We start from the raw sequence: 15959 nt of genomic DNA on the forward strand, positions 1-15959 counted from the left end.
ATGGCGAAGAGCAAATTCGAGCGTAACAAGCCGCATGTGAACATCGGGACGATTGGTCACGTTGATCACGGGAAGACGTCGCTGACGGCGGCGATCACGAAGTACTTCGGCGAGTTCCGCGCGTACGACCAGATCGACGCGGCGCCGGAGGAGAAGGCGCGCGGCATCACGATCTCGACGGCGCACGTCGAGTACGAGACGGAGAACCGTCACTACGCGCACGTCGACTGCCCGGGGCACGCCGACTACGTGAAGAACATGATCACGGGCGCGGCGCAGATGGACGGCGCGATCCTGGTCTGCTCGGCGGCCGACGGCCCGATGCCGCAGACGCGCGAGCACATCCTCCTGGCGCGCCAGGTCGGCGTTCCCGCGCTGGTGGTGTTCCTGAACAAGGTGGACCAGGTCGACGACGCCGAGCTTCTGGAGCTCGTCGAGCTCGAGGTCCGCGAGCTCCTGTCGTCCTACGACTTCCCGGGCGACGACGTTCCGATCGTCAAGGGCTCGGCGCTGGCCGCTCTCGAGGACTCCAACAAGGAGATCGGCGAGGACGCGGTTCGCGAGCTGATGAAGCAGGTCGACGCCTACATCCCGACGCCCGAGCGTCCGATCAACATGCCGTTCCTGATGCCGATCGAGGACGTGTTCTCGATCTCGGGCCGCGGCACGGTGGTGACGGGTCGCGTCGAGCGCGGCATCGTGAAGGTTGGCGAGGAAGTCGAGATCGTCGGCATCCGCGACAACAAGAAGACGACGGTGACGGGCGTCGAGATGTTCCGCAAGCTTCTGGACCAGGGCCAGGCGGGCGACAACATCGGCGCGCTGATCCGCGGCGTGGACCGTGAGGGCGTCGAGCGCGGGCAGGTCCTGTGCAAGCCGGGTTCGGTGAAGCCGCACACGCGCTTCATGGCCGAGGCGTACATCCTGACGAAGGAGGAGGGCGGCCGCCACACGCCGTTCTTCACGAACTACCGCCCGCAGTTCTACTTCCGCACGACGGACGTGACGGGCGTGGTGACGCTGCCGGAGGGCACCGAGATGGTGATGCCGGGCGACAACGTGACGATGGACGTCAAGCTGATCGTTCCGATCGCGATGGAAGAGAAGCTGCGCTTCGCCATCCGCGAGGGCGGCCGCACCGTCGGCGCCGGTATCGTCGCATCGATCGTCGAGTAAGGCTCGGCCTCTTGAAATCAAGGGCGCGGCGGTCTACACCGCCGCGTTCTCTTTGCCCTACGGGGCGGTTCGGGCGCCGTTCAGGCGTCCGGTTTGATTGGCTGAAGACTGTTTAGCGATCGGAAAGCGCCGGCACTCCGGCATGGCTCCGACGGAAGGACGAATGCAATGAACGGCCAGAATATTCGCATCCGCCTGAAGGCGTTCGACCACCGTGTGCTCGACGCCTCCACCCGCGAGATCGTATCGACGGCGAAGCGCACCGGCGCCAACGTGCGCGGGCCCATCCCGCTGCCGACCCGTATCGAGAAGTTTACGGTCAACCGCTCGCCCCACGTGGACAAGAAGTCCCGCGAGCAGTTCGAAATGCGCACCCACAAGCGGCTGCTCGACATCGTCGACCCCACGCCGCAGACGGTCGATGCGCTGATGAAGCTCGACCTCGCCGCAGGCGTCGACGTCGAGATCAAGCTCTAACGAGCGGACAAGAACCGGCAGGACCTCTCGGGGTCTCATGGTTCCTCTGGAGAAAGAATGAGAATGCGTTCAGGTTTGATTGCACAGAAGGTCGGCATGACCCGCATCTACAATGATGCGGGCGAGCATGTGCCGGTCACGGTTCTCAAGGTCGAGAACCTCCAGGTCGTGGGGCAGCGCACCCAGGACAAGAACGGGTACACCGCCGTTCAGCTCGGTGTCGGCACCGCCAAGGTGAAGAACACTTCGAAGGCGATGCGCGGCGTGTTCGCCCAGGCCTCCGTCGAGCCGAAGCGCAAGATGGCCGAGTTCCGCGTGTCGGACGACAACCTCATCGACGTGGGCGCCGAGATCACGGCCGACCACTTCGTCGCGGGCCAGCTGGTGGACGTCACCGGCACCTCGATCGGTAAGGGTTTCGCCGGCGTCATGAAGCGCCACAACTTCGGTGGTCTTCGCGCGACGCACGGCGTGTCCGTGTCGCACCGCTCGCACGGTTCGACCGGTCAGCGCCAGGATCCGGGCAAGGTCTTCAAGAACAAGAAGATGGCCGGTCACATGGGTCAGACCCGTGTGACGACGCAGAACCTCGAGGTCGTCCGCACGGACGCCGAGAAGGGCCTCCTCCTGATCCGCGGCGCCGTGCCGGGCTCGAAGGGCGGCTGGATCCTCGTCCGTGACGCGGTCAAGGCGAAGCTTCCCGAGAACGCCCCCAAGCCGGCTGCCCTGCGCCAGGCCGCCAACAACGGCGCTTCGGCCGCTTCCGAGGGAACCGAGTAATGGACATCAAGATCAAGACCCTCGCCGGCGCCGAAGCCGGTTCGGTGACCCTCGCTGACGAGATCTTCGGTCTCGAGCCGCGCGAGGACATCCTGCAGCGCATGGTTCGCTACCAGCTCGCCAAGCGTCAGCAGGGCACGCACCAGTCCCTCGGTCGCGCCGAGATCGCCCGTACGGGTGCCAAGCTCTACAAGCAGAAGGGCACCGGTCGCGCTCGTCACGGCTCGGCTCGCGCGCCGCAGTTCCGCGGCGGTGGCAAGGCTCACGGCCCGGTGTCGCGCAGCCACGCTCACGATCTTCCCAAGAAGGTCCGCGCGCTCGCACTCAAGCATGCCCTCTCGGCCAAGGCCAAGTCGGGCGGCCTGATCGTCATCGACGATCTGACTTCGGCCGATGGCAAGACCAAGGCGGTGCTGGCTCAGTTCGCGGGCCTTGGCCTGACGAACGCGCTGATCATCGGCGGCGCGCAGCTGAACGAGAACTTCGCTCGCTCGGCCCGCAACATCCCGAACATCGACGTGCTGCCGGTTCAGGGCATCAACGTTTACGACATTCTGCGCCGTCAGACGCTTGTCCTGTCGAAGGCTGCCGTCGAGGCCCTCGAGGAGCGCTTCAAATGAGCGATCTGCGCCATTACGACGTCATTACGAGCCCGGTGATCACTGAGAAGTCGACGCTGGTCTCCGAGTTCAACCAGGTGATCTTCAACGTTGCGAAGACCGCGACCAAGCCGCAGATCAAGGCGGCCGTCGAGGCTCTGTTCGGGGTCAAGGTCACTGCCGTCAACACACTGGTCCGCAAGGGCAAGGTGCGGCGTTTCCGCGGCCGTCCGGGCCGCCAGAGCGACCAGAAGAAGGCGATCGTGACGCTGGCCGAAGGCCAGTCCATCGACGTCTCGACCGGTCTCTGACGGCTGGCTGCGAGGATAGAAGATCATGGCACTGAAGAACTTCAAGCCGGTCACCCCGAGCACCCGCCAGCTGGTGCTGGTCGACCGCTCGGGCCTCTGGAAGGGGAAGCCGGTCAAGCAGCTGACCGAGGGTCTGCACTCCAGCGGCGGCCGCAACAACATGGGTCGCATCACCGCCCGCTATCAGGGCGGCGGTCACAAGCGCACCTACCGCATGATCGACTTCAAGCGTCGCAAGCTTGATGTCGTCGCGACGGTGGAGCGCCTCGAGTACGATCCGAACCGCACCGCGTTCATCGCGCTGATCCGCTACGAGGATGGCGAGCTGTCCTACATCCTGGCTCCGCAGCGTCTTGCTGCCGGCGACAAGGTGGTGGCGGGTCTCACCGGCATCGACGTGAAGCCTGGCAACGCTATGCCGCTGTCGGCGATGCCGGTCGGCACCATCATCCACAATGTGGAGATGAAGCCGATGAAGGGCGGCCAGATCGCCCGTTCGGCTGGCGCCTACGCGCAGCTCGTCGGCCGCGACCAGGGCATGGCGATCCTTCGCCTGAACTCGGGCGAGCAGCGCCTCGTGTCGGGTTCGTGCTTCGCCACGGTCGGTGCCGTGTCCAACCCGGACCACGGCAACATCAACCTCGGCAAGGCGGGCCGTTCGGTCTGGCTCGGTCGTCGCCCGCACGTTCGCGGCGTCGCGATGAACCCGGTCGATCACCCGCACGGCGGTGGTGAGGGTCGCACCTCGGGTGGTCGCCACCCGGTGACCCCGTGGGGCAAGCCGACGAAGGGCAAGCGCACGCGCCAGAACAAGGCGACCGACAAGTTCATCATGCGCTCGCGCCATCAGCGCAAGAAGTAAGGGAAACACTCCATGACACGTTCCGTCTGGAAAGGTCCGTTCGTTGATGGCTACCTCCTGAAGAAGGCCGAAAAGGTCCGCTCGGGTGGTCGCAGCGAAGTCATCAAGATCTGGAGCCGTCGCTCCACGATCCTGCCGCAGTTCGTTGGCCTGACGTTCGGCGTCTACAACGGCAACAAGCACATCCCGGTCTCGGTCAACGAGGACATGGTCGGACACAAGTTCGGCGAGTTCTCCCCGACCCGTACCTATTACGGCCACGGCGCCGACAAGAAGGCGAAGAGGAAGTAACATGGGCAAGGCCAAGGCCGAGCGCGTGCTCAAGGACAACGAGGCGAAGGCTGTCGCCCGTACGATCCGCGTGAGCCCGCAGAAACTGAACCTCGTCGCGCAGATGATCCGCGGTAAGAAGGTGGATCGCGCTCTCGCGGACCTGACCTTCTCGCGGAAGCGGATCGCCGAGACGGTGAAGAAGACGCTGGAAAGCGCCATCGCGAACGCCGAGAACAACCACGATCTCGACGTCGACACGCTGGTCGTCGCCGAGGCGTTCGTCGGCAAGTCGATCACGATGAAGCGTTTCCACGCCCGCGGTCGCGGTCGGGCGAGCCGGGTCGAGAAGCCGTTCTCGCACCTGACGATCATCGTCCGCGAGAAGGCCGAAGAGGAGGCCGCGTAATGGGTCAGAAAGTCAATCCGATCGGCCTGCGCCTCGGCATCAACCGGACCTGGGACTCTCGCTGGTTCGCCAACACCGGCGAGTACGGCCAGTTGCTCCACGAGGACCTTGCGATCCGCAAGTACCTCCTCAGCGAGCTGAAGCAGGCGGCGGTCTCTAAGATCGTCATCGAGCGCCCGCACAAGAAGTGCCGCATCACGATCCACTCGGCGCGTCCGGGCATCGTGATCGGCAAGAAGGGCGCGGACATCGAGAAGCTTCGCAAGAAGCTGTCGGCGATGACCAACGCGGAGACGCACATCAACATCGTCGAGGTCCGGAAGCCCGAGACCGACGCGACGCTGGTGGCGCAGTCCATCGCCCAGCAGCTGGAGCGCCGCATCGCGTTCCGCCGCGCCATGAAGCGCGCCGTGCAGTCGGCGATGCGCCTCGGCGCCGAGGGTATCCGCATCAACTGCGGCGGTCGTCTCGGCGGCGCGGAGATCGCCCGCATGGAATGGTACCGCGAGGGCCGCGTTCCGCTGCATACGCTTCGCGCGGATGTTGACTACGGCACCGCGGAAGCCCATACGGCGTACGGTGTCTGCGGCGTGAAGGTCTGGATCTTCAAGGGCGAGATCCTGGAGCACGATCCGATGGCTTCCGAGCGTCGTGCGGTCGAAGGCGACGGCTCGAACTCCGGTGGCGGCAACAACCGTCGTCGTGAGCGCGAGCGCGAGCACGCCTGATAGTCGAAGTTTCGGAGTAATAGGAAATGTTGCAACCAAAGCGCACGAAGTTCCGGAAGGCGTTCAAAGGACGCATTCACGGCAACTCCAAGGGCGGCTCGTTGCTCAGCTTCGGGACCTTCGGTCTGAAGGCCCTCGAGCCGGAGCGCGTCACCGCCCGCCAGATCGAAGCGGCTCGCCGCGCGATCACCCGTCAGATGAAGCGCCAGGGCCGCGTCTGGATCCGGATTTTCCCGGACCTGCCGGTCACCGCCAAGCCGACGGAAGTCCGCATGGGTAAGGGCAAGGGTGCGATCGAGTACTGGGCGGCCCGCGTCGCTCCCGGTCGTATCATGTTCGAGATCGACGGCGTGGCGGAAGATGTCGCTCGCGAGGCCCTGCGCCTCGGCGCGGCGAAGCTTCCGATCCGCACGCGGTTCATCCAGCGCATCGCCGAGTAAGGAGAAATTCGATGAAAGCCTCCGACCTCACCACGAAGACGCAGGACGAGCTGACGGCCGACCTCGGCAAGCTGAAGAAGGAGCAGTTCAACCTGCGCTTCCAGCGTGCCACGGGCCAGCTCGAGAACACGTCTCGTGTCAAGGAAGTCCGTCGGGACATCGCCCGGATCAAGACCATTGCCCGCCAGAAGGCCGGCACGGCCAAGGCCTGAAGGTAGTCAACTATGCCGAAACGCGTTTTGCAGGGGACCGTGGTCTCCGATAAGAATGACAAGACGGTCGTCGTGCTCGTGGAGCGTCGCTTCACGCATCCGCTCTTCAAGAAGACCGTTCGCCGGTCGAAGAAGTACAAGGCGCACGACGAATCCAACCAGTACAAGGTCGGCGACATCGTCTCCATCGAGGAGACCAAGCCGATCTCGAAGGACAAGACTTGGATCGTCGTTGCCTCCCAGGCTTCGGCTCAGTGAATATAGGCTCGGGTGCAGCGCATGATCCTGCGCTCCCCGGCTGCTCGTGATTTGAAGGCGGCCTGACATGATTCAGATGCAAACAAACCTCGATGTGGCGGACAATTCCGGCGCCCGTCGTGTCATGTGCATCAAGGTGCTGGGCGGCTCGAAGCGGAAGTATGCCTCGGTCGGCGACATTATTGTCGTTTCGATCAAGGAAGCCATTCCGCGCGGCCGCGTGAAAAAGGGTGACGTGATGAAGGCGGTCGTGGTTCGCACGGCCAAGGACATCCGTCGTCCGGACGGTTCGGTGATCCGGTTCGACCGCAATGCGGCCGTGCTGATCGACAACAAGAAGGAGCCGGTTGGAACTCGTATCTTCGGACCCGTTCCGCGCGAGCTGCGCGGCCGGAACCACATGAAGATCATTTCCCTGGCCCCGGAAGTGCTGTAAGGAGCCGGACCGATGCAGAAGATCAAGAAGGGCGACAACGTCGTCGTGCTGGCCGGCAAGGACAAGGGCCGCTCGGGCAAGGTGCTGCAGGTCATGCCGAAGGAGGAGCGTGCGGTCGTCTCCGGCGTGAACATGGTGAAGCGCCACCAGAAGCAGTCCGCCAGCCAGGAAGCCGGGATCGTCTCCAAGGAGGCCCCCATCCACCTCTCGAACCTTTCGGTCGCCGACCCGAAGGATGGCAAGCCGACCCGCGTCGGTTTCAAGGTTGTCGGCGAAGGCGAGAACGCAAAGAAGGTGCGTGTCGCCAAGCGTTCGGGAGAACAGATCGATGGCTGAGACCAGCTACACGCCTCGGCTCAAGGCCGTATACCGCGACGAGATCCGCAAGCAGCTTATCGAGGAGTTCAAGTACTCCAACGAGATGGAAGTGCCGCGGCTCGACAAGGTCGTGATCAACATGGGCGTCGGTGAGGCCACCGGCGACTCCAAGAAGCCGACGATCGCGGCGGAAGATCTGGCGAAGATCGCCGGTCAGAAGCCCGTCATCACGCGCGCCCGCAACTCGATCGCCGGGTTCAAGGTGCGCGAGAACATGCCGATCGGCGCGAAGGTCACCCTTCGCAAGGAGCGCATGTACGAGTTCGTGGATCGCCTGGTGCAGATCGCTCTGCCCCGCGTGCGCGACTTCCGCGGCCTCAACCCGAAGAGCTTCGATGGCCGCGGCAATTTCGCCATGGGCTTGAAGGAGCACATCGTGTTCCCTGAGATCAACTACGACAAGGTTGATCAGATGTGGGGCATGGACATCATCGTGTGTACGACGGCGAAGACCGACGAAGAAGCCCGCGCCCTTCTGAAGGCGCTGAACTTCCCGTTCCGCCAGTAACGGCAGGCGAAAGGAAAAGTTATGGCCAAGAAGAGCGCCATCGAGAAGAACAAGCGCCGGCAGAAGCTGGTCGCGAAGTACGCGGCCAAGCGCGAAGCGCTGAAGGCCGTGACGACGAACCAGGAGGCCTCGATGGAGGAGCGTTTCCGCGCTCAGCTCCAGCTGGCCGAGTTGCCGCGCAACTCCTCCAAGGTTCGCGTCCGCAACCGTTGCGAGGTGACGGGTCGTCCGCGCGCCTATTATCGCAAGCTGAAGATGAGCCGTATCGCGCTTCGCGACCTCGGCAACACCGGGCAGATCCCGGGCATCGTCAAGTCGAGCTGGTAAGGAGGCACTGCAATGGCACTTTCCGATCCTCTCGGCGATATGCTGACGCGCATCCGCAACGCTACGATGCGGAGCAAGACGTCAGTCGCCACCCCTGCCTCCAAGCTCCGCGCGCGCGTCCTCGACGTGCTCAAGGACGAAGGCTACATCCGCGGCTATTCCGAGACCAAGTTCGAGAACGGCACGGCTGAGTTCAACATCGAGCTCAAGTACTACGAGGGCGCTCCGGTCATCAAGGAGATCTCCCGGGTGTCGAAGCCCGGCCGCCGCGTCTACGTTTCGGCGAAGACGATCCCGCATGTCGCCAACGGCCTGGGCATCTCGGTGCTCTCGACCCCGAAGGGCGTCATGGCGGACCACGCCGCTCGCGAACAGAACGTCGGTGGCGAGATCCTCTGCCGCGTCTTCTGACGCGGCATCGAGGTCTCCCAAGCGATCAACGGACAGGTTCTCAGATGTCTCGTATTGGCAAGAAGCCGGTTGCCGTCCCGGGCGGGGTCACCGCCTCGGTCGACGGTCAGACCGTCCGGGCTAAGGGCCCGAAGGGCGAGCTTTCGTTCGTGGTGAACGACGAGGTGCTCGTGAAGATGGAAGACGGGTCGATCAAGGTCGACCCGCGCGACGACTCGAAGGATGCGCGTTCGAAGTGGGGCATGTCCCGCACGATGATCGTGAACATCCTGTCGGGTGTGAAGGATGGTTTCGAGAAGCGTCTCGAGATCAGCGGCGTCGGCTACCGCGCGTCCATGCAGGGCAAGAACCTGCAGCTGGCGCTCGGCTTTAGCCATGACGTTCTCTACCCGGTTCCGGAGGGCATCTCGATTGCCGTGCCGAAGCCGACCGAGATCGTGATCACCGGCATCGACAAGCAGCAGGTCGGTCAGGTCGCCGCCGAAATCCGTGAGTATCGCGGTCCCGAGCCGTACAAGGGCAAGGGCGTGAAGTACGCGGGCGAGAAGATCGTCCGTAAGGAAGGCAAGAAGAAGTAAGGCTCGGGACATGGCAACGCAGAAGGAACTCCTCCGGCGCCGCGCATCCCGCGTCCGCCGTTCGATCAAGGCAGTGGCGAACGGGCGTCCGCGCCTGTCGGTCCACCGCTCGTCGAAGAACATCTACGCCCAGATCATCGATGACGCCGCTGGGCGTACGCTCGCTGCCGCTTCGACGCTCGACGTCGGCCTGCGCGGTGACCTGAAGACCGGTGCGGACATCGCGGCCGCCGCCGCTGTCGGCAAGCTCGTCGCCGAGCGCGCCAAGGAAGCGGGTGTGACCGACGTCGTGTTCGATCGCGGCGCGTTCATCTACCACGGCCGCATCAAGGCCCTGGCCGAGTCCGCGCGCGAGGGTGGTCTGAACTTCTGATCCTCGGCCTTCGGGCCGACGATCTTCGGTGTGATTGCGGTCCGGTGGGTTTTCCTGCCGGCCGTGTCATGCTTTAAGCCGGGTGCCGCATCGATCGGCATCTACCCCAGGACGCCTCCGGAAAAAAACAAGGACAGGATATGGCGCCTCGTAATGAACGTAACGACCGCGAAGAGCGGGATGACGGCTTCGTCGACAAGCTCGTCCACATCAATCGCGTCGCCAAGGTGGTCAAGGGCGGCCGTCGCTTCGGCTTCGCCGCGCTCGTCGTCGTCGGCGACCTGAAGGGCCGCGTCGGCTTCGGCCATGGCAAGGCACGCGAAGTGCCGGAGGCCATCCGCAAGGCCACGGAAGCCGCCAAGCGCGACCTGATCTTCGTGCCGCTGCGCGACGGCCGCACGCTGCACCACGACGTCGCCGGTCGTCATGGCGCCGGCAAGGTGCTTCTGCGCACCGCCGAGGCGGGTACCGGCATCATCGCCGGTGGTCCGATGCGCGCCGTCTTTGAGGCCGTCGGCATGCACGACGTCGTCGCGAAGTCGCTCGGTTCGTCGAACCCCTACAACATGGTTCGCGCCACGTTCGACGCCCTGAAGGGTCAGATGCATCCGAAGGATGTCGCTGCCCGTCGCGGCATCAAGTATTCCACGCTCCAGGCGCGCCGTCGCGACCTGGTCGGCGCTGAGGACTGATGGAGCAGCGCGAGCGCGAGACTCTCGCGCTTGCCGCCCGTCGTCCCCATTCAAGGAGCCGAATGATGTCCAAGACCCAGACCCAGGGCTCGACGATCACCGTCGAACAGATCGGAAGCCCGATCCGCCGTCCGAGCGAGCAGCGCGCCACGCTGATCGGCCTCGGGCTGAACAAGTTGCACCGCGTTCGGACGCTGGAGGATACGCCTTCGGTCCGTGGCATGATCGCCAAGGTCAGCCACCTCGTCCGCGTCGTCGACGGCCAGTGAGCCGGGAGTAAACGAGATGAAGCTCAACGAGATCGCCGACAAGGACGGCGCCACCCATTCGCGCAAGCGTCTCGGCCGTGGCATCGGTTCGGGTTCCGGCAAGACCGGTGGTCGCGGCGTCAAGGGCCAGAAGGCCCGCTCCGGCGTCGCGATCAACGGCTTCGAGGGCGGCCAGATGCCGCTCTATCGTCGCCTCCCGAAGCGCGGCTTCGTGAACATCTTCGCGAAGACCTTCAACGTCGTTTCGCTGGACAAGATCGCCAAGGCAATCGAGGCCGGCAAGCTCGACGCCAAGGCGACGATCGACATGGCGGCCCTTCAGGCCGCCGGCCTCGTCGGTCGCTCGCGCGACGGCGTGCGGATCCTCGGCGACGGAGAGGTCTCCGCCAAGCTGACGATCCAGGCCGACGGCGCTTCGCGCTCGGCCATCGAGAAGGTCGAGAAGGCCGGTGGTTCGCTCACCGTGCCGCAGAAGGCCGCGGCGGAAGCCTGATACTCCGCTTCGCGGTTGAAGTTCGAAAGCCGCCCTCCCGCACGAGGGCGGCTTTTTTCTTTTGGGACCGCCCGACGACCGAATTTGTCTTGTAATTCGTTTCGGTAGGCCGTTCTACATAACGTCACGAACGTGTCGGAATCGTCCGCGCGGCCTACGCATTGCGTCGGGCTGGGCGCGTCGGATCATCCGGAGAGAGCGCAGACATGGCATCGGCCGCGGAACAACTTGCCGCAAACCTGAACTTCTCCGCCTTTTCGAAGGCGGAAGACCTGAAGAAGCGCATCTGGTTCACGCTGGGCGCGCTCTTGGTGTATCGGCTCGGCACCTACATCCCGATGCCGGGCATCGATCCGCACGCGTTGGCGCAGGCCTTCCAGCAGCAGTCGACAGGTATCCTCGGCCTGTTTAACATGTTCGCCGGCGGCGCCGTCGGCCGAATGGCCATCTTCGCGCTCGGCATCATGCCGTACATCTCGGCGTCGATCATCATCCAGCTGATGACATCGGTCATCCCGTCGCTCGAGGCCCTCAAGAAGGAGGGTGAGTCCGGGCGGAAGATCATCAACCAGTACACGCGCTACGGCACCGTGCTTCTGGCGACCGTTCAGGCGTACGGAATCGCGGCGGGCCTCCAGTCAACGAGCAGCATCGTCACCAATCCGGGCACGTTCTTCATCCTGTCCAGCGTCATTACGCTGGTCGGCGGGACGATGTTCCTGATGTGGATCGGCGAGCAGATTACCGCGCGCGGCATCGGTAACGGCATCTCGCTGATCATTTTCGCAGGCATCGCGGCGAACCTGCCGTCGGCTCTGGCTAATCTGCTCGAGCTCGGCCGCACGGGCGCGCTGTCGACCGCGATCATTCTGATCGTCGTCGTCGTGGTCGTCGCCTGCATCGCCGGCGTGGTGTTCTTCGAGCGTGCGCAGCGCCGGCTTCTGATCCAGTATCCGAAGCGTCAGGTCGGCAACCGCATGTTCCAGGGCGACACGTCGCACCTTCCGCTGAAGCTGAACACGGCCGGCGTCATTCCGCCGATCTTCGCATCGTCTCTGCTGCTCCTGCCGGTCACGATCGCGAACTTCGCCGACACGAGTACGCTTCCGGGTTGGGCAACCGCGATCATCGCGTCTTTGGGCCACGGCCAGCCGCTCTACATGCTGCTTTACGCCGGGATGATCGCGTTCTTCGCCTTCTTCTACACGGCCATCGTCTTCAATCCGAAGGACACGGCCGATAACCTGAAGAAGCATGGTGGCTTCATCCCGGGCATCCGTCCGGGCGAGCGAACCGCCGACTACATCGATTACGTTCTCACCCGCATCACCGTGGTTGGCGCGATCTACCTCGTGGTGATCTGCCTTCTCCCGGAGATCCTGATCTCGGCCGCAGGCATCCCGTTCTACCTGGGTGGGACGTCTCTGCTGATCGTCGTGTCGGTGACGATGGATACGGTCGCCCAGGTCCAGGGACACCTGCTGGCGCATCAATACGAAGGCCTCGTCAAGAAGGCGAAGCTGCGCGGAGGAAGGCGAGGAGCTCGATGAGGGTCATACTGCTGGGCCCCCCCGGGGCGGGGAAGGGGACTCAGGCGCATCGTCTGGTGGAGCGGCATGGGATACCGCAGCTTTCGACCGGCGACATGCTGCGGGAAGCCGTGGCCAACGGGACGGATGTCGGGCGTCGCGCCCAGGCCGTGATGGATGCCGGTCAGCTCGTGTCGGACGAGATCGTCATCGGCATCGTTGCGGACCGCATCGACCAGGACGATGCTCGCAAGGGCTTCATCCTGGATGGCTTCCCGAGGACTGTGGCGCAGGCGAGGGCGCTCGACGAGATGCTGGATGAGCGCAAGCTCGCCATCGATGCCGTTCTGGAGTTCCGTGTCGATGAGCAGAGGCTCGTCGAGCGGATCGAGAAGCGGGCGCGGGAAACCGCCGAGGCTGGTCTTCCGGTGCGCAAGGACGATACACCGGAGGTGTTCCATCGGCGTCTTCGCGAGTTTCGTCAGGCGACGGCTGCAGTCTCGCCCTACTATCGCGAGCGCGGTCTCCTGCGGCAGATCGACGGCATGGCGCCGGTGGATCACGTCACCGACGAGATCGAGACGCTGCTGACGACACGGGTTTCGGCCTGACAGTTGACTAAGGGCCGGGGAATCTTATAAGGACCGGTCCAATTCGCGCATCATCAGGCGATCGGCGTATACGCGGAAGCGTTTGCGTTCGGTCGCTTGGCGTTTAGGAGCGGCCCGGACGGGTCGTGCAGATCAGTGTCGTGGCGGATCCGCGACCAAAGGAGGCTCTCTTGGCCCGTATTGCAGGCGTCAACATTCCCACCAACAAGCGCGTTCTCATCGCGCTACAGTATATCCACGGCATCGGCCCGCGCTTTGCGCAGGAGATCATGGACAAGGCGAACCTCTCGGCCGAGCGCCGCGTGAACGAGTTGTCCGACGCCGAGGTGCTTCAGATTCGCGAGCTTATCGACCGCGACTACCGCGTCGAGGGTGATCTTCGTCGCGAGACGTCGATGAACATCAAGCGTCTCATGGACCTCGGCTGCTACCGTGGCCTGCGTCACCGTCGCGGCCTGCCGGTTCGCGGTCAGCGCACGCACACCAACGCTCGCACCCGCAAGGGCCCGGCGAAGGCGATCGCCGGCAAGAAGAAGTAATCGGGTCGACCCGGACCGTCCGGGTCGGTCGAGTTTGATGGCCGGAAGCCAAGCGCTTTCCGGCCGGTGGAGCCGCCGGCATTACGGCGGTGTCGAGATCCAAGGATAAGAAAATGGCCAAGGACGCACAGCGCATCCGTCGTCGCGAACGCAAGAACATCACGTCGGGCGTCGCTCACGTGAACTCCTCGTTCAACAACACCCTGATCACCATCACGGATGCGCAGGGCAACACCATCGCCTGGTCTTCGGCCGGCGCGCAGGGCTTCAAGGGGTCGCGCAAGTCGACGCCGTTCGCCGCGCAGATCGCCGCCGAGGACGCCGCCAAGAAGGCGCAGGAGCACGGCATGCGTACCCTCGAGGTCGAGGTGTCGGGTCCGGGTTCGGGCCGGGAGTCGGCTCTGCGCGCTCTGCAGGCTGCGGGCTTCACGATCACGTCGATCCGCGACGTGACGCCGATCCCGCACAACGGCGTTCGCCCGCGCAAGAAGCGCCGCGTTTAAGCGAGCGCAGTTTCGAGACTATGCCGCGCAGTCCGACAGGGACTGCGCGGCTTTCGCCGTATTCGGGAAGCCGATCCTTCCCAAGGGACCTATCGCCACGATTGGATGGTGGCGAGGTAGCTGAAAGGCAAGCGACATGATCGCCAGCAACTGGCAGAACCTCACGAAGCCGAACCAGGTCGTCTTCAAGAACGGCGGAAGCCGCACGAAGGCGTCGCTCGTGGCGGAACCCCTTGAGCGCGGCTTCGGCCTGACGCTCGGCAACGCGCTTCGCCGCGTTCTTCTGTCGTCGCTCCAGGGCGCGGCCGTCACCGCGATCCAGATCGACGGCGTGCTGCATGAATTCTCCTCGATCGCTGGTGTGCGCGAGGACGTGACGGACATCGTCCTGAACGTGAAGGAAGTGTCGATCGGCATGCAGGGCGACGGCCCGAAGCGCATGGTGCTTCGCAAGTCGGGGCCTGGCGTCGTCACGGCCGGTGACATCCAGACCGTCGGCGATATCGAAATCCTGAACCCCGAGCACGAGATCTGCACCCTCGACGAGGGCGCCGAAATCCGCATGGAGTTCACGGTCAACACCGGCAAGGGCTACGTCCCGGCCGACCAGAACCGCGCCGAGGATGCCCCGATCGGGCTCATCCCCGTCGACGCCCTGTTCTCGCCGGTGAAGAAGGTGTCCTACAAGGTCGAGAACACCCGCGAGGGGCAGGACCTGAACAAGGACAAGCTGACGATGGAGATCGTCACCGACGGCTCCATCAGCGGCGAGGACGCCGTGGCCTACGCCGCGCGCATCCTGCAGGACCAGCTTTCGGTGTTCGTCAACTTCGAGGAGCCGCAGCGCGAGGTGCGCGGCGCCGAGGAGCAGATCGCCGAGCTCGCCTTCAACCCAGCGCTGCTGAAGAAGGTGGACGAGCTGGAGTTGTCGGTCCGTTCGGCCAACTGCCTGAAGAACGACAACATCGTCTACATCGGCGACCTCATCCAGAAGACCGAGGCGGAAATGCTCCGCACTCCGAACTTCGGTCGCAAGTCGCTGAACGAGATCAAGGAAGTGTTGGCCTCGATGGGCCTGCACCTCGGCATGGAAGTCAGCGCCTGGCCGCCGGAGAACATCGACGATCTGGCCAAGCGCTACGAGGATCAGTACTGATCCGACCCGAACAGGGTGCTCGCCGCGTCCGCGGCGGGCGCCATGCATGACCCCAAAAGATTCAAAGGCACATGCACCGGCATCAAGCCGGGTTGCGAGGATGCCGTCCCCGGCGTCAAGCCGGACTTGACTGAGGAGAAACACCCATGCGCCACGGTAATTCCGGCCGCAAGCTCAACCGTACCCACGAGCACCGCAAGGCGATGTTCGCCAACATGGCGGCTTCGCTCATCGTGCACGAGCAGATCGTCACCACTCTTCCCAAGGCGAAGGACCTGCGTCCGATCGTCGAGAAGCTGATCACCCTCGGCAAGCGCGGCGACCTGCACGCCCGTCGTCAGGCCATCAGCCAGATCCGCGACGAGGCTGCCGTGCGCAAGCTCTTCGACACGATCGCCTCGCGGTATGCGGATCGTAATGGCGGCTACTGCCGCGTGCTGAAGGCGGGTTTCCGTCGCGGTGACAACGCCCCGCTGGCGGTGATTGAGTTCGTCGAGCGTGACGTCAGCGCCCGTGGCGCCGCGGACCGCGCGCGTCTCGAGGCCGAGGCGCAGAACGAAGCCGCCTGACGCTTCGTCGCATCGCGACCCGACTGCCATTGAAAAGGGGCCTGCGGGCCCCTTTTTGCTGTCCA

28 protein-coding genes are annotated in these 15959 nt (G+C 64.2%); all 28 read left to right on the plus strand.

Annotation, left to right across the window (positions count from 1 at the left end; genetic code table 11):
* The 28 genes from tuf (at position 1) to rplQ (ending at position 15894) form a co-directional block, all read left to right on the plus strand.
* Complete coding sequence (gene tuf, locus BM175_RS14975; RefSeq protein WP_090957917.1) at positions 1 to 1176, plus strand: elongation factor Tu; 1176 nt, start codon at positions 1 to 3, stop codon at positions 1174 to 1176.
* A gap of 168 nt (positions 1177 to 1344) precedes the next feature.
* The gene (gene rpsJ, locus BM175_RS14980) at positions 1345 to 1653 is read left to right on the plus strand and encodes a 30S ribosomal protein S10 (RefSeq protein WP_006205468.1); all 309 of its coding nucleotides are present in this window, start codon (positions 1345 to 1347) and stop codon (positions 1651 to 1653) included.
* Positions 1654 to 1716: 63 nt separating this feature from the next.
* A complete protein-coding gene (gene rplC / locus BM175_RS14985; protein ID WP_055885486.1) occupies positions 1717 to 2433 on the plus strand; it encodes a 50S ribosomal protein L3 in 717 nt (238 codons plus the stop codon).
* A complete protein-coding gene (gene rplD / locus BM175_RS14990; protein WP_055885488.1) occupies positions 2433 to 3053 on the plus strand; it encodes a 50S ribosomal protein L4 in 621 nt (206 codons plus the stop codon). Before rplC ends, rplD begins: the two co-directional genes overlap by 1 nt.
* Positions 3050 to 3343: a 50S ribosomal protein L23 gene (locus BM175_RS14995; protein WP_055885492.1), complete on the plus strand. Its 294-nt coding sequence runs from the start codon at positions 3050 to 3052 to the stop codon at positions 3341 to 3343. The genes rplD and BM175_RS14995 overlap by 4 nt, the downstream gene beginning before the upstream one ends.
* A 25-nt stretch (positions 3344 to 3368) precedes the next feature.
* Positions 3369 to 4205 (plus strand): 50S ribosomal protein L2, encoded by an 837-nt coding sequence (gene rplB, locus BM175_RS15000; RefSeq protein ID WP_055885495.1) that lies wholly within the window; start codon positions 3369 to 3371, stop codon positions 4203 to 4205.
* Between the two features lie 12 nt (positions 4206 to 4217).
* Entirely contained in the window at positions 4218 to 4496 is a 279-nt protein-coding gene (gene rpsS / locus BM175_RS15005; RefSeq protein ID WP_055885498.1) for a 30S ribosomal protein S19, read from the plus strand.
* Between the two features lies 1 nt (position 4497).
* Complete coding sequence (rplV, locus tag BM175_RS15010) at positions 4498 to 4884, plus strand: 50S ribosomal protein L22 (protein WP_055885501.1); 387 nt, start codon at positions 4498 to 4500, stop codon at positions 4882 to 4884.
* On the plus strand, positions 4884 to 5612 hold the full coding sequence (gene rpsC, locus BM175_RS15015; protein WP_090964413.1) for a 30S ribosomal protein S3: 729 nt from the start codon (positions 4884 to 4886) through the stop codon (positions 5610 to 5612). Before rplV ends, rpsC begins: the two co-directional genes overlap by 1 nt.
* 26 nt (positions 5613 to 5638) lie before the next feature.
* The gene (gene rplP / locus BM175_RS15020) at positions 5639 to 6052 is read left to right on the plus strand and encodes a 50S ribosomal protein L16 (protein WP_055885507.1); all 414 of its coding nucleotides are present in this window, start codon (positions 5639 to 5641) and stop codon (positions 6050 to 6052) included.
* An 11-nt stretch (positions 6053 to 6063) separates the two neighbouring features.
* Positions 6064 to 6264 (plus strand): 50S ribosomal protein L29, encoded by a 201-nt coding sequence (gene rpmC, locus BM175_RS15025; RefSeq protein WP_055885509.1) that lies wholly within the window; start codon positions 6064 to 6066, stop codon positions 6262 to 6264.
* Between the two features lie 12 nt (positions 6265 to 6276).
* Positions 6277 to 6522 carry a 30S ribosomal protein S17 gene (rpsQ, locus tag BM175_RS15030; protein ID WP_055885512.1) on the plus strand — a complete coding sequence of 82 codons (246 nt, stop codon included), beginning with the start codon at positions 6277 to 6279 and terminating at the stop codon, positions 6520 to 6522.
* 67 nt (positions 6523 to 6589) lie between these two features.
* On the plus strand, positions 6590 to 6958 hold the full coding sequence (gene rplN / locus BM175_RS15035; RefSeq protein WP_055885514.1) for a 50S ribosomal protein L14: 369 nt from the start codon (positions 6590 to 6592) through the stop codon (positions 6956 to 6958).
* Positions 6959 to 6970: 12 nt separating this feature from the next.
* Positions 6971 to 7294, plus strand: coding sequence for a 50S ribosomal protein L24 (rplX, locus tag BM175_RS15040; protein WP_090964415.1), 324 nt, complete (start codon positions 6971 to 6973; stop codon positions 7292 to 7294).
* Positions 7287 to 7844 carry a 50S ribosomal protein L5 gene (gene rplE, locus BM175_RS15045; protein WP_090964417.1) on the plus strand — a complete coding sequence of 186 codons (558 nt, stop codon included), beginning with the start codon at positions 7287 to 7289 and terminating at the stop codon, positions 7842 to 7844. Before rplX ends, rplE begins: the two co-directional genes overlap by 8 nt.
* Before the next feature lie 21 nt (positions 7845 to 7865).
* Entirely contained in the window at positions 7866 to 8171 is a 306-nt protein-coding gene (rpsN, locus tag BM175_RS15050) for a 30S ribosomal protein S14 (protein ID WP_055885522.1), read from the plus strand.
* Positions 8172 to 8183: 12 nt separating this feature from the next.
* Complete coding sequence (gene rpsH, locus BM175_RS15055) at positions 8184 to 8582, plus strand: 30S ribosomal protein S8 (RefSeq protein ID WP_055885525.1); 399 nt, start codon at positions 8184 to 8186, stop codon at positions 8580 to 8582.
* 44 nt (positions 8583 to 8626) lie between these two features.
* The gene (gene rplF / locus BM175_RS15060) at positions 8627 to 9160 is read left to right on the plus strand and encodes a 50S ribosomal protein L6 (RefSeq protein WP_090964419.1); all 534 of its coding nucleotides are present in this window, start codon (positions 8627 to 8629) and stop codon (positions 9158 to 9160) included.
* 10 nt (positions 9161 to 9170) lie between these two features.
* Positions 9171 to 9533, plus strand: a complete 363-nt coding sequence (gene rplR / locus BM175_RS15065; RefSeq protein ID WP_090964421.1) for a 50S ribosomal protein L18 — start codon at positions 9171 to 9173, stop codon at positions 9531 to 9533.
* A gap of 140 nt (positions 9534 to 9673) precedes the next feature.
* Positions 9674 to 10225, plus strand: coding sequence for a 30S ribosomal protein S5 (gene rpsE, locus BM175_RS15070; protein WP_055885533.1), 552 nt, complete (start codon positions 9674 to 9676; stop codon positions 10223 to 10225).
* A 65-nt stretch (positions 10226 to 10290) separates the two neighbouring features.
* A complete protein-coding gene (gene rpmD / locus BM175_RS15075; RefSeq protein ID WP_090964576.1) occupies positions 10291 to 10494 on the plus strand; it encodes a 50S ribosomal protein L30 in 204 nt (67 codons plus the stop codon).
* A gap of 16 nt (positions 10495 to 10510) precedes the next feature.
* Positions 10511 to 10987, plus strand: coding sequence for a 50S ribosomal protein L15 (gene rplO / locus BM175_RS15080; RefSeq protein WP_090964423.1), 477 nt, complete (start codon positions 10511 to 10513; stop codon positions 10985 to 10987).
* 206 nt (positions 10988 to 11193) lie between these two features.
* A complete protein-coding gene (gene secY / locus BM175_RS15085; RefSeq protein WP_090964425.1) occupies positions 11194 to 12537 on the plus strand; it encodes a preprotein translocase subunit SecY in 1344 nt (447 codons plus the stop codon).
* Entirely contained in the window at positions 12534 to 13127 is a 594-nt protein-coding gene (locus BM175_RS15090) for an adenylate kinase (RefSeq protein ID WP_090964427.1), read from the plus strand. The genes secY and BM175_RS15090 overlap by 4 nt, the downstream gene beginning before the upstream one ends.
* Before the next feature lie 170 nt (positions 13128 to 13297).
* The gene (rpsM, locus tag BM175_RS15095; RefSeq protein ID WP_055885544.1) at positions 13298 to 13666 is read left to right on the plus strand and encodes a 30S ribosomal protein S13; all 369 of its coding nucleotides are present in this window, start codon (positions 13298 to 13300) and stop codon (positions 13664 to 13666) included.
* Positions 13667 to 13779: 113 nt separating this feature from the next.
* Positions 13780 to 14169, plus strand: coding sequence for a 30S ribosomal protein S11 (gene rpsK, locus BM175_RS15100; RefSeq protein WP_055885547.1), 390 nt, complete (start codon positions 13780 to 13782; stop codon positions 14167 to 14169).
* A 136-nt stretch (positions 14170 to 14305) separates the two neighbouring features.
* The gene (locus BM175_RS15105) at positions 14306 to 15325 is read left to right on the plus strand and encodes a DNA-directed RNA polymerase subunit alpha (RefSeq protein ID WP_090964429.1); all 1020 of its coding nucleotides are present in this window, start codon (positions 14306 to 14308) and stop codon (positions 15323 to 15325) included.
* Positions 15326 to 15471: 146 nt separating this feature from the next.
* Complete coding sequence (gene rplQ, locus BM175_RS15110) at positions 15472 to 15894, plus strand: 50S ribosomal protein L17 (RefSeq protein ID WP_090964431.1); 423 nt, start codon at positions 15472 to 15474, stop codon at positions 15892 to 15894.
* The last annotated feature ends 65 nt before the right edge of the window (positions 15895 to 15959 follow it).

The organism is Aureimonas phyllosphaerae, assembly GCF_900113065.1.
Classification (GTDB): domain Bacteria; phylum Pseudomonadota; class Alphaproteobacteria; order Rhizobiales; family Rhizobiaceae; genus Aureimonas; species Aureimonas phyllosphaerae.